We start from the raw sequence: 11,940 nt of genomic DNA, 5'->3' as shown, positions 1-11,940 counted from the left end.
GTGCCTTGTCACACTAGTATCCGCCTCAGCTTACCCGTCAACACGTCCTTGATCGCTGGTGTTTCGAATTTGTTCAATGATGCGCAACGACGCCACGGAATCTGCTGGGTCCACCGGAACATCTCCACCGGAGAGGACGGCCGCAGAAAGTAGCTCATAGAATAAGGCGAAATTACCGCGCACAGTTGGCACGGGCATCGCGACTCCGTCATGGCCAAGCAGGCCCCAACATTCCTGCGGGTCTACTCCATACTCAGGATTTCCTGGCAGGATGCCCGCCATCACTTGATTTTCCTGAATATCGGCAGTCACTTTTACGTACGCAGATTCCGAACCCAGAACACGGAACCTCGGTCCTTTTTGCGCAACATTGAGATTCATCCAGAGGTGTGAAATCACGCCGCTAACGTGCCGAAGTGCCACGAAAACGTCGTCGTCGGCTAATTCCGCTGGTCGCCGCGCAGCAAGTTCTCCATAGACAGCTGCCACGGGGCCAAACAGCTCAAGTGCCTGATCTATGAGGTGTGTGCCGAGATCAAAAAGCAACCCTCCGCCGTCGGCCGCACTCGCCTGCGCTTTCCACGCTTTGGTGATATCCGGTTGCCACCGCTCAAGCCGGGATTCAAATCTGCGCACTTCTCCCAGAGCACCTTCGCCGAGTAGTTTTTGCAGTGTTAAGAACTCCCCGTCCCAGCGACGGTTTTGATAGGTCGTCAAAAGCTGCCCACGCTCCTTGGCCAGCGCAATCAACGCCTCACCTTCTACACTTGTCAGCGTAAAAGGCTTGTCAACAACAACGGCACACCCGGATTCAAGTGCCATGGTGGCAAGAGCAACATGTGTGGCGGGCGGGGTTGCCACCACCACCAAGTCGATGTTCTCCTGGCTTCCCGTGCGATCCCACTCCAGCCGGGTGAGGATTGCAGCATTCGGATACGCGGCCTTGGCAGCCGCCTGGCGTTCCGGATCCGAGGTCACAATCACATCGAGGCTGAACTGCTCCAGTGAGGCCAGCGACGGCGCGTGAAAAACACTGCCTGCCAGCCCAAATCCTAGGAGTGCAGTGCGGATTTTTGGCGTCATGGCTCTTACCTTAGCTCGGGCTACTATTTGTTCCATGACATTACATGCCCCTAAAGTCAGTCCGGCACTGGAACCATCTGAGCAGGCCGCGCTAGCACGGACCCTTACCGGCGAGGGAGACGTGACAGTGTTTGTGGACGGAACTGCACACCGTCTCGGCGGCAACTCTAGGGATGCCGTAGTGGATCTGCTGTCCCGCCTCTCCCGTGGAGATACTGTCAGCGTGGCCAGTATTGCCGACCTACTCACCACCTCACAGGCTGCGGAGTTGGCGGGAATTTCACACACATTCCTGCGCAACCTCACGGATCGAGGGGAAGTAGGCGTGCAATACCGTGGCTCGCACAGGCGCATTCACCGGCAAGACATCATGGCTTGGTTATCCACACAAAAGGGTGTGCCACCAAAAGATCCCTCACAAGATCCGTCACAAACAGCTAACGAGTAGCCTGCCTGGTCCGCGCAGGAGTCCACCCTGCTAGTGTCAGCCCATGGACGCTACCGTGGGGAAATTCATCGCTGACTTCGCTGCCCTTGTGGCGTTGGCTCAAAAAGAATCAACGGCCTTGCCCGATGGCGGACGGTTCCTAGAGGAGCTGAACGATCATCTGGGCATCCCACCTGTCCAGCTCAGCGTTGTCGTGGAAGAAATCCCCTCTCACCGTTTGGTCGATGCTGACATCCTCTTGGCTGAAATGGCTGCTGCCGATCCGAACAGCCAGCTCTTGGGCATAGCCAACGACCAGCGAAACCACTTGTCACTCAGCGACATGATCCAGCACGCAGTTTCTTACAACAACTTTCCACTCTCTCAGCCGGACTACACGAACGTGGCTGTGGGCCCGGTCGAGCAGCGTCAAGTAGTGGCCATGGGACTGTGGCTCTTTAACTATGCAGGCTCTCCTGTGGCCGTGCTTCAGCGTGCAGCCAATCCACAATTTGGCCGCCAATTCGCTTCCCTTGAGGTCCTGGCACTGCACCCTTCAACAGCAGCTGCGTTGTTGGCTGGGGTACGTACTGGCATGGAGAAGCGCAGCGTCTTCAAGGGCCAAGTAATCTCCCTGGTGGGAAGTGACTACGGATCAAGTATTGCTGGCGTAACGTTTAATGTTCGCCCCGACCTGAGCAGCGCAGAGGTAATTTTGCCCGACGGCGTGCTCAACCGGGTGGAGGAACACACGTTGGGAATTGGGCGGGCCGCCGCAGCACTCAACGTCCACAGCCAGCATCTCAAGCGCGGGTTGTTACTTTATGGCCCGCCTGGCACCGGGAAAACCCACACTGTGCGTTATTTGCTCAGCCGCAGTGAGGGGGTCACGGCGGTCCTTTTATCCGGTGGTTCGCTGGCTCGTATCACCGAGGCCACCACGATGGCCCGGGCCCTTGCCCCGTCAATAGTTGTTCTAGAAGATTGTGACCTCATTGCCGAGGACAGGAGCTTTGGCCACGGTCCGCAGCCACTTCTCTTTGAAGTCCTTGACGCCATGGATGGGCTCGACAGCGACTGCGACGTGGCCTTTGTATTGACTACCAACCGTGTAGACATGCTCGAACGTGCTCTTGTGCAACGCCCGGGGCGCGTCGATCTGGCAGTGGAAATACCACTGCCTTCCGAACACGAACGCAAGGCGCTCTTGCAGCTGTATGCTCACGGAATCGGTTTCTCACTGGGATCTTTGCTGGCGGCAGCGGCGCAGTCCGCAGGGACAACGGCGTCGTTCGCAAAAGAACTCATCCGACGCGCGGTCGTGGCCGCATCCTTGGCCGGAGAAGACCCCGCAGATTCTCATCTTAGACAGGCCGTGGCCCAACTAATGGCAGACGACCAGGCCCTCACCCGCAACCTACTGGGCAGCACCGAGTTGGGCAGTCACCCATCTAGCGGCACCAGAAACCCCACCAGCAAGGAAGAGCAATCATGATCATAGGCGTTCCCGAAGAGGTAAAAAATAACGAGTTCCGTGTGGCCCTGACCAATTCAGGGGTCCATGAACTTACCCGGAGCGGTCACACCGTGCTGGTGCAAAATGGCGCAGGAGAGGGTTCTGGTATTACCGACGCCGAATATGCTGATGCGGGTGCGCAGTTGGTGGCATCTGCCGAAGAGTTGTGGGCGCGTTCGGACATGGTGGTGAAGGTCAAGGAGCCCATCAGTAGTGAGTATGCGTATTTCCGCAAAGGCCTGGTGTTGTTTACCTATTTGCATTTGGCCGCGGAGCCGGCATTGACGCGCTCACTGGTGGCCGCCGGAGTTACTGCCATTGCCTACGAGACAGTTCAAATTGGGCGCACCCTGCCTCTGCTGGCACCCATGTCTGCTGTGGCGGGACGGCTTTCAGTCCAGGTGGGCGCCCAATGCCTAACAGCCCCTGCTGGTGGGAAGGGGATGCTCCTAGGCGGAGTACCGGGAGTCCGTCCGGCGAATGTCACAATTTTGGGTGCAGGGGTTTCCGGCACCCACGCCGCTGCCATGGCTATTGGTGCCGGTGCTGACGTGACAATTTTGGACATCAACATTGACCGGCTGCAGGAACTTGACGCTCATTACCGTGGCCGGCTAAAAACTGTGGCCTCAAATTCGCTGGAGATCGAGCGGTCCCTCTTGCAGGCCGATTTGGTGATTGGATCGGTGCTCATTCCCGGTGCCAGGGCACCCAAGCTTGTGAGTAATGACTTGGTTTCGAGAATGAAGCCGGGATCGGTTTTGGTTGACATCGCCGTTGATCAGGGCGGCTGTTTTGCCGACACCCGGCCCACAACCCATGCAGATCCCACCTTCATGGTGCACAACTCAGTCTTTTATTGCGTAGCGAACATGCCAGGCGCAGTGCCGAACACCTCCACCTACGCTCTCACCAACGTGACCCTGCCCTACACCTTGGCGCTGGCCAACCTTGGTGTGGTGCCCGCCCTCACGGCTGATCCGGCCCTACTGGCGGGCCTGAACGTAGCAGGCGGCTCTGTCACCCACCATTCGGTTTCAAGCGCACACGGTCTTGCACTTGAGGAAAACTGGCGAGCGCTGTTGTAGACGCCGGGCACCGGCTCCACGCCAAGGGAGGGCACGTGACCCCAGCGTAACCAGATTGCATTTGAACCTCCTTTCTCTTTGTTGCCTGTTCACTACGAGAAATTCCCTCTAATTTAGGAGCAGGGGATATTGCGGATCTTACGAATCCAACGGGAGGCCGTCATGCGTCGCAGAACAATGTGTTCAGCTTTGGCACTGCTGGCCGGTGCTGCTCTGATTTTGGTTGGCTGCACGGGAACTGTGCCTTCCGACGTAGCATCGGGCAGTTCGCTCTCGTCTTCGGCCGTGGCACCCGGCACACCACTGGCAACTGCCACCGATGGGGCAAGTGCCACGCTTTCAGCGAATCCCCCGGAACCCACTTCGCCGAGCAGTAAACCGGCGCCCTCACCCACCAGCGCCTCACTGACACTGTTTTATATTGCCCAAGACGACGGCGGGACCTCGGGCCCGGTAGTTGGCTGTGGTGACAGTGCCGTTGCCACGACGAGCCCATCAGTGACTTTCTCTGACCCCGTCGAGGGAGCATTGCGGACGCTGTTAGAGAACCATTCAGAGGAGGTGGGACAGTCTGGACTGCACAATGCACTGTGGAACTCGGAGCTCTCAGTGAGTGCGATTGAGCGTTCGGGCGGAACTGTTACGGCACAGTTACGTGGCACTCTAATCCTGGGCGGAGAGTGCGACATCCCTAGGGTTGAGCAGCAGCTTTTGCTGACGGCAGGACAGGCGGAGGGAGCTCCTGTGGCCATTACCATCAACGGGAAAACGTTGAGTGAGGCCCTGAGTTTGAAATAGCCCACGTCTGCGAAAACTTTTGATGCCTATTTAGCAACAAAGGCTATATCCTGAGCTGGTGAACACTCCAAACTCCGGCGCCAATGCAGCCGCCGAAACCCTGTCAGAAGAAACCGTCGACGCTTTGGCCCGGGCTCAAAACGAAGCGGCGTCCACGCCCTCCACCACACCGGCCGCAGCCACTCACAGACATGACGCCCTGTTGTCCGCTCGAGCGGCAAACATCAAGCAGTCGGCGGTGCGTGATGTATTTGAAATTTCAATGCAGCCAGGCCTGGTTTCTCTTGCCGGCGGCAACCCTTACTTGCAGTCTCTGCCGCTGGATCGCCTAGCCGCCACGGCCGCAAACATCATCTCTGAGCATGGCTTGGAAGCACTGCAGTACGGCGGGGGCCAGGGAACCCTTGAATTGCGCACCCAAATTTGTGAAGTTATGGCTGCCGAAGGCATTCTCGACGCCGATCCTGAGAACGTTGTTATCACTTCCGGATCCCAGTCTGCCCAAGATGTTGCCGCCAAGGTCTTTTGCGATCCAGGTGATGTGATCCTGCTTGAGGACCCTACATATGTTGGCGCACTCAACACCTTTGAAGCGTACCAAGTTGATGTTCGCCCGGTGGCTGGGGACGAACAGGGACTCATCCCCGACGCATTGCGCAGCACAATCGCCGCTGTGCAGGCCGAAGGCAAACGCATCAAGCTGCTGTACACGATCCCCAATTTTAACAACCCCTCGGGCGTCATGTTGGCCCCGGAACGTCGGCAGGAAATCGTAGACCTATGCCGTGAGGCGAATATTTTAGTGCTGGAGGACAACCCTTACGGATTGTTGAAGTTCGACGGCGTTCTGCCGCAGCCCATGCGCGCGGCCAACCCCGACGACGTGCTGTATTTGGGCTCATTCTCGAAGATCTTTGCACCAGGGCTACGCATCGGCTGGGCGCTTGTCCCGGCGCACCTGAAACAGCGCTACTACTTGGCAAGCGAAGCTGTCACTCTGTGCCCCCCAGCATTTAACCAACTCTTAGTCAGTGAATACCTGCGCAGCTACGACTGGCAGGGCCAGATCAGCACCTACCGTGCACTGTACTCGGAACGCTGCGCAGCATTGCTGGCGGCCCTGGACGACTTCATGCCAGCGGGTGTCACGTGGACCCGCCCTGAAGGCGGCTTCTTCGTCTGGCTCACGTTGCCCGAGGGAATCGACACGTACCCCTTGCTGTACACGGGGATCGATGCCGGTGTGGTTTTTGTACCTGGCGCGGCATTTTCAACAACGGCGGGTCCCAGCAACAATCTCCGGCTAGCGTTCAGCGCTGTTCCGGCTGAGGCGCTGCGGGAAGGCGTGAAGCGTCTGGCCCCGGTTTTGGCACACGCCCTCGAGAACTACAACCACCCTGAAAGCTGATCGCTGAGACCCAAGTCAGGGCCTGGTAGTAGCCGGAGTTCGGTTACTGCCGGACCCTGACTAGTGCTGCACAGGACAAAGTAAGAACACGCTTAATCAAGGAGCAGTGCGGGCTCTTCCATGATCGCAGCCACGTCGGCCATGAACCGGGCCGAAAGGTCGCCATCAACCACCCTGTGGTCGAACGAGCCTCCCAGGGTTGTGATCCAGCGCGGGATCACTTCCCCATCAACAACCCAAGGCTTTTGTTTGATCGTGCCAAAGGCAACGATCGCCACTTCCCCCGGGTTGATGATGGGAGTTCCTGTGTCTATACCCAGTGCACCAATGTTGGTCACTGTGAGTGAGCCGCCCTGCATGTCCGCCGGCTGAGTCTTGCCGGCCCTGGCAGTTATTGCCAGAGAGTTTAGGGCAATCGCCAACTCTTTCAGTGAGAGATCCTGCGCGTCCTTGATATTTGGCACCATAAGACCTCGCGGAGTGGCCGCGGCAATACCCAAGTTCATGAAGTGTTTAATGATGATCTGCTCCCCGGCCCAGGTTGCATTGACTGACGGGTTCCGAGCGGCTGCCCAAATCACCGCCTTGGCCAGAATCAACAACGGCGAGACTTTTATGCCTTCAAAGTCTCGTGACACTTTCAAGCGCTTCACAAACTCCATTGTGCGCGAGGCATCAACGTCAACAAAAATGCTGACATGCGGTGCAGAAAATGCACTCTCCACCATGGCCTTGGCAGTCGCCTTGCGCACGCCTTTGACCTTGATGCGTTCAACACGCGGATCATCAGCCAATGCGGATCCTGCGGTAGACGCCCAAAACGAACCAGTGACACCTGGATGGTTGTGGTTGTTGTGGCCGTCATGGTTGTTGGCCCCATCCCGCGCTGCGGTGCGCTGATCCTGATAGCCGAGCAGGTCCTTCTTCGTCACTTCACCCCGCAGACCAGTTGCCGGTACAACCGCCAGGTCAATCCCCAAGTCTTTCGCGGCCTTGCGAACTGGCGGCTTCGCCAACACCCGGCTGGACTTCCCAAGCGCAGGGGCTGGCACAGCGGCGGGTGGGTGCGAGATCGTAGCCGTGGCGAGTTTGACGGGTGTCGCGCCCGCCCGTGGACGGCGTTTAACGGCGTCGGCCTTGGGGCCAGATCCTACCAACGGTTTGAGCACATCACCTTCCGCATCCGCCAAAGGAGCCGCAGCAACCGGATCCGGGGGTGCAGCGGAAGTAGCGGAAGCAGGAGCAGAAATCTGGGAACCGATGGCAATAATCGCGGTACCAACGTCCACCGTTTCACCCTCAGCCACCATTAGCTCCGCCACCATCCCCGCATAGGGCGAGGGCAGTTCAACAATGGATTTGGCTGTTTCAATCTCAACCAGGACGTCGTTAATCGCAACAACATCGCCAATCTTGACCTTCCAGGAGACAATTTCAGCTTCAGTCAGGCCTTCGCCTACATCTGGGAGATTGAACAGGTTCGGGGTCGACATAGTGCGGCCTTCCTAGAATGCGAAGGCGCGGTCCAACGCCTCCAACATGCGGTCAATGTCCGGCAGGTAATGTTCTTCAACACTGGCCACCGGGTAAGGCATGTGGAAGCCGCCCACACGAATGGCGGGCGCCTCCAACGAATAAAAACAGCGTTCGCTGATGCGTGAGGCAATCTCGCCACCAATCCCGCCAAAGGTGGGGGCTTCATGAGCCACCACCAGCCGTCCGGTCTTATTCACGGAGGCTTCAACGGCATCAAAGTCGATCGGGGAGATGGAGCGCAGGTCAATCACCTCAACACTGTGCCCATCCTCGGCCGCAGCCGTAGCTGCAGCCAAAGCTACCGGGACCAACGGGCCATAAACCACTAGGGTTGCCTCACTCCCCTCACGAACTACATGGGCTTTGAACGGATCGCCGGGGGAATTCTCCGTGTCCACTTCACCCTTGAGCCAATAGCGGCGCTTGGGTTCAAAATAAATCACTGGATCTTGGCACTGAACGGCCTGTTGAATCATCCAGTAGGCATCATTCGCATTTGACGGGGTGATGATGCGCAGCCCCGCCGTGTGGGCAAATAACGCCTCAGGGGACTCGGAGTGGTGCTCAATGGAACCGATACCGCCACCGTACGGGATACGAATAACCACCGGCGCGCTTAGCTGGCCGTCTGAACGGGTGTGGATTTTTGCCAGCTGCGTGGTGATTTGGTTGAACGCTGGAAACACAAAGCCATCAAACTGGATTTCACAGATCGGGCGGTACCCGCGCAGAGCCATCCCAAGAGCAGTTCCGACAATGCCGGATTCGGCAAGTGGCGTGTCCATAACCCGGTGGGCCCCAAATTCCTTTTTCAGCCCCTCGGTGACACGGTACACACCTCCAAGGGCGCCTATGTCCTCACCCATGAGGAAACTCTTCGGATCATTGGCCAACGTGGCACGCAGCCCCTCATTGATGGCTTTAGCCATGGTCATGGTCTTCATGCTGCACCACCCTGCGTTTCGGAAGTCTGTGTATGAGCATCAGCAAAAGACGCCTCGTAATTTTCAAACCAGGCCAGCTCTTCAGCCACCAAGGGGTGGGCTTGTGCGTAGACAGAGGCAAACTTCTGGCGGATGTCCGCTCCGTCCAGCGCCAGCGTGGCCCTGCGAACATGTGCAGCCAGCTCATCGGCGTCGCTCTTTAGCTGCTCGAAGAATCCGTCATCTGCCAACTTTTCAGCCCGCAGGTACGTCTCTAAACGCTGTAGCGGATCTTTCGTTTTCCAGAGTTCCTCTTCAGCGTTCAGACGATACTTGGTAGGATCGTCGGCAGTTGTGTGCGCACCCACGCGGTAGGTTGAGGCCTCGATCAGCACCGGGCCAAAGCCGTTCCGAGCATGTTCCAGAGCCCATTGAGTCACAGCATAAACCGCCAGAACATCGTTGCCGTCAACACGGATGCCGGGGATGTCGTACCCGCTGGCCCGGTTGACAAGCGGAATTCTTGACTGAACTTCAAACGGCACGGAAATTGCCCAGTGGTTGTTTTGGCAGAAGAACACCACAGGCGCGTCATAGGAGGAGGCAAATACCATCGATTCATGGACATCACCTTCACTGCTTGCTCCATCGCCAAAATAGGCCACTACCGCGGCCGGCTCGGTTGCAGGGTCAGCAGCCAAATCACGGGAGATGCCCATAGCGTAGCCAACAGCGTGCAGCGTCTGAGCAGCGAGGACCAGCGTGTAGAGGTGGAAATTCGTTCCACGCGGATCCCAGCCGCCATTGGAAACACCGCGGAAAAGCTTAAGCAGGTCTGCCAGATCCAACCCGCGTGTCAGCGCCACACCGTGTTCGCGGTAGGTGGGAAAGGCATAGTCAGCCTTGTTCATGGCACGGCCAGAACCAATTTGCGCGGCTTCCTGGCCAACGACCGGAACCCACAACGCCAACTCGCCTTGGCGTTGCAGGGCCGTCGCTTCCGTATCGAAACGTCGCACGAAGGCCATATCGCGATAAAATCCGCGCAGGTCATCCGGGCTCAGCTTGTCAATATAGGGGCTGAAAACCCCATCATGATGGAGCATTCCGTGCTCGTCAAGAAGCTGGACCGAGTCATCTGAACCAACAGTGTTGCTACGCAAAACCCCAGGTGATTCACCTGATTGGGGACGCCCGGCTTGCGAACGTCCTGATTGGGAGCGTGCTGATTCCGAACGTCCTGATTGGGAGCGTGCTGGCGAGTCTGCTCCGGAGGCAGCCGAACCGGCTGAAGTTGCCGGGCCGGCGTCGGCTCTAGATGATCCATTGGCAGCTTGCTGGGCGGCGCCCATGCTGTCTCCTCGTCTGTCGATTCAGGAGGCCTCATGCGACCTGTCCCGACACGTTGATCTCGACATATGCCACTACAGGAATGCATTCGCTGGGGCGCATATATATACGTTTTCGATTTACAACTGTATCGGTACAAACCTCTAAAGCACGTCTTTGTTAACCGCTAGGAACGTCGTGGCTCTTTTGTATAGGAGGTACAGATCTCAAGAAAACGAGTGTTGGCTTCAGCCTCACCGATGGTGACACGAACGCCTTCATCACCAAAGGCACGCAAGGACAATGCGTGACTTTGCGCTAGTCCCGCAAACTCCTGAGAGTTGGTGCCTAGGTTCAACCACACAAAGTTCCCTTGGGCATCCGGAATATCCCATCCCAGGTCCGTCAGACCCGCTACAACACGTGTGCGTTCATCGACAAGACTTTGTACTCTTTCTACAACCTGGTCATAGTTTTCCAGTGAGGCGACAGCGGCTTGCTCGGCAACGCCTGAGACGGCGAACGGTGTCGCCACACTTCGCAGGAATCCTGTGATTGAAGGCTGAGAAATTGAATAGCCCACACGCAATCCGGCAAGTCCATGCGCCTTGGAGAATGTCCTGAGCACCAACACATTGGGGTACTTGCGGTACAGATCAACCCCATTGAGCGCATCTTCGGCGCGGACAAACTCTTGATAAGCCTCGTCAATGACAATCACCACGTCAGAGGGGATGCTTTGGATGAAGCTCTCGCTCTCTTGTGAACCCAACACCGGCCCCGTGGGGTTGTTAGGCGTGCACAAGAGCACCACTTTGGTCTGCTTGGTGACTGCCGCTGCCATGGCATCTAGATCATGACTACCGTCCGCGCGCACAGGCACCTGCACACTCTTAGCACCAGCCAGACCCACACAGATGGGATATGCCTCAAAGGACCGCCAGGCGTACACAACTTCGTCCTGGCTGCCGTCGCTATTTTGGCCTGCGAAAGCGGCCAGAATCTGGTTCAGCGCGCCCAGGCTTCCTGCCCCCGTGACCACGTCGTCAGCGGGTACCTCAAGAAAATTTGAGAGTGCATTGCGCAAGAGCGTACAGCTTGTGTCCGGATAGCGATGAACGTCAAGTGTCCCCCGCAGTACTTCAAGGACCGCTGGCACCGGACCTAGCGGATTTTCGTTGGAGGAGAGCTTGAAACTTTCAAGCCCCGATACAGCCTCCGGTGGTTTGCCTGCAACGTATTTGGGCAGTCGACCCACAACGGGGCGCGGTTGAATGCCGGGATGGACGCCGGGTTGAACGCCGGAATGGACGGTGCCGTTTGTCTCAGTCATGCAACAAGCTTAAGCCAGGGCCCACCGCGCCGGTTCCTTCCCTGTGGAATGTGAAACTATGGACACATGTTTAGAGTCGTTATTCGAGTAGTGATCAATGCCGCCGCACTATGGGTTGCTAGCTGGGTTCTTCCCGGGATGCATATCGCATCGGACTCCATTGTTGGCACCGAAGTTGGCGGTTCTGCAGAGACTGCCAACACCATCAACACTATTTTGGCCTATTTGTTCATAGGCCTCATTTTCGGTGTGGTCAACGCGTTGGTCAAACCAATAGTGAAGATGCTTTCACTTCCCGTCACAATTTTGACCCTTGGATTGTTCACCATTGTTATCAACGCAGCCATGTTGTGGCTGACCGCCTGGGTGAGCACGTTTACACCGGTGCAGTTCTCGATCGATGATTTCTTTTGGACAGCAATTCTGGCTGCATTGATCATCAGCATAATTTCCATGGTCACGGCCAATCTGGGCAAATCTAAGTCACGCAGATAAGCCA

At 57.2% G+C, this 11,940-nt stretch carries 11 protein-coding genes; 6 read left to right on the top strand and 5 right to left on the bottom strand.

Annotated elements, in window-relative coordinates:
- Positions 1–30: 30 nt before the first annotated feature.
- A complete protein-coding gene (locus AAFM46_RS00435) occupies positions 31–1,083 on the bottom strand; it encodes a Gfo/Idh/MocA family oxidoreductase (protein ID WP_343318907.1) in 1,053 nt (350 codons plus the stop codon).
- A gap of 34 nt (positions 1,084–1,117) precedes the next feature.
- On the opposite strand from AAFM46_RS00435, the gene AAFM46_RS00430 reads away from it, so the two are divergent.
- From AAFM46_RS00430 to AAFM46_RS00410, 5 genes are all read left to right on the top strand, one after another.
- Positions 1,118–1,531, top strand: a complete 414-nt coding sequence (locus AAFM46_RS00430) for a helix-turn-helix domain-containing protein (RefSeq protein ID WP_283531943.1) — start codon at positions 1,118–1,120, stop codon at positions 1,529–1,531.
- 43 nt (positions 1,532–1,574) lie between these two features.
- Positions 1,575–3,005: an ATP-binding protein gene (locus AAFM46_RS00425; protein WP_343318905.1), complete on the top strand. Its 1,431-nt coding sequence runs from the start codon at positions 1,575–1,577 to the stop codon at positions 3,003–3,005.
- On the top strand, positions 3,002–4,114 hold the full coding sequence (ald, locus tag AAFM46_RS00420) for an alanine dehydrogenase (protein WP_283531945.1): 1,113 nt from the start codon (positions 3,002–3,004) through the stop codon (positions 4,112–4,114). The genes AAFM46_RS00425 and ald overlap by 4 nt, the downstream gene beginning before the upstream one ends.
- 162 nt (positions 4,115–4,276) lie before the next feature.
- A complete protein-coding gene (locus AAFM46_RS00415; protein ID WP_343318904.1) occupies positions 4,277–4,912 on the top strand; it encodes a hypothetical protein in 636 nt (211 codons plus the stop codon).
- Between the two features lie 58 nt (positions 4,913–4,970).
- Complete coding sequence (locus AAFM46_RS00410; RefSeq protein WP_343318902.1) at positions 4,971–6,320, top strand: PLP-dependent aminotransferase family protein; 1,350 nt, start codon at positions 4,971–4,973, stop codon at positions 6,318–6,320.
- Positions 6,321–6,412: 92 nt separating this feature from the next.
- On the opposite strand, the gene AAFM46_RS00405 is transcribed toward AAFM46_RS00410, so the two are convergent.
- From AAFM46_RS00405 to AAFM46_RS00390, 4 genes are all read right to left on the bottom strand, one after another.
- Positions 6,413–7,813, bottom strand: coding sequence for a dihydrolipoamide acetyltransferase family protein (locus tag AAFM46_RS00405; RefSeq protein ID WP_283531948.1), 1,401 nt, complete (start codon positions 7,811–7,813; stop codon positions 6,413–6,415).
- A gap of 12 nt (positions 7,814–7,825) precedes the next feature.
- A complete protein-coding gene (locus tag AAFM46_RS00400) occupies positions 7,826–8,800 on the bottom strand; it encodes an alpha-ketoacid dehydrogenase subunit beta (protein WP_343318901.1) in 975 nt (324 codons plus the stop codon).
- Positions 8,797–10,131: a pyruvate dehydrogenase (acetyl-transferring) E1 component subunit alpha gene (pdhA, locus tag AAFM46_RS00395; RefSeq protein ID WP_343318900.1), complete on the bottom strand. Its 1,335-nt coding sequence runs from the start codon at positions 10,129–10,131 to the stop codon at positions 8,797–8,799. The genes AAFM46_RS00400 and pdhA overlap by 4 nt, the downstream gene beginning before the upstream one ends.
- A gap of 164 nt (positions 10,132–10,295) precedes the next feature.
- Entirely contained in the window at positions 10,296–11,441 is a 1,146-nt protein-coding gene (locus AAFM46_RS00390; RefSeq protein ID WP_343318899.1) for a histidinol-phosphate transaminase, read from the bottom strand.
- A gap of 66 nt (positions 11,442–11,507) precedes the next feature.
- Here AAFM46_RS00390 and AAFM46_RS00385 point away from each other — a divergent pair, with 66 nt between their 5' ends.
- A complete protein-coding gene (locus AAFM46_RS00385; protein ID WP_283531952.1) occupies positions 11,508–11,936 on the top strand; it encodes a phage holin family protein in 429 nt (142 codons plus the stop codon).
- Positions 11,937–11,940: the final 4 nt, after the last annotated feature.

This window comes from Arthrobacter sp. TMP15, assembly GCF_039529835.1.
Classification (GTDB): Bacteria; Actinomycetota; Actinomycetes; order Actinomycetales; family Micrococcaceae; genus Specibacter.
This window is presented reverse-complemented; position numbering and strand designations above follow the sequence as displayed.

What these genes read in the sequence shown, in the direction of transcription:
- AAFM46_RS00435 (WP_343318907.1), bottom strand. Translation starts at nt 1,083, where the DNA reads ATGACGCCAAAAATCCGCACTGCACTCCTAGGATTTGGGCTGGCAGGC.
- AAFM46_RS00430 (WP_283531943.1), top strand. Translation starts at nt 1,118, where the DNA reads ATGACATTACATGCCCCTAAAGTCAGTCCGGCACTGGAACCATCTGAG.
- AAFM46_RS00425 (WP_343318905.1), top strand. Translation starts at nt 1,575, where the DNA reads ATGGACGCTACCGTGGGGAAATTCATCGCTGACTTCGCTGCCCTTGTG.
- ald (WP_283531945.1), top strand. Translation starts at nt 3,002, where the DNA reads ATGATCATAGGCGTTCCCGAAGAGGTAAAAAATAACGAGTTCCGTGTG.
- AAFM46_RS00415 (WP_343318904.1), top strand. Translation starts at nt 4,277, where the DNA reads ATGCGTCGCAGAACAATGTGTTCAGCTTTGGCACTGCTGGCCGGTGCT.
- AAFM46_RS00405 (WP_283531948.1), bottom strand. Translation starts at nt 7,813, where the DNA reads ATGTCGACCCCGAACCTGTTCAATCTCCCAGATGTAGGCGAAGGCCTG.
- AAFM46_RS00400 (WP_343318901.1), bottom strand. Translation starts at nt 8,800, where the DNA reads ATGAAGACCATGACCATGGCTAAAGCCATCAATGAGGGGCTGCGTGCC.
- pdhA (WP_343318900.1), bottom strand. Translation starts at nt 10,131, where the DNA reads ATGGGCGCCGCCCAGCAAGCTGCCAATGGATCATCTAGAGCCGACGCC.
- AAFM46_RS00390 (WP_343318899.1), bottom strand. Translation starts at nt 11,441, where the DNA reads ATGACTGAGACAAACGGCACCGTCCATTCCGGCGTTCAACCCGGCGTC.
- AAFM46_RS00385 (WP_283531952.1), top strand. Translation starts at nt 11,508, where the DNA reads ATGTTTAGAGTCGTTATTCGAGTAGTGATCAATGCCGCCGCACTATGG.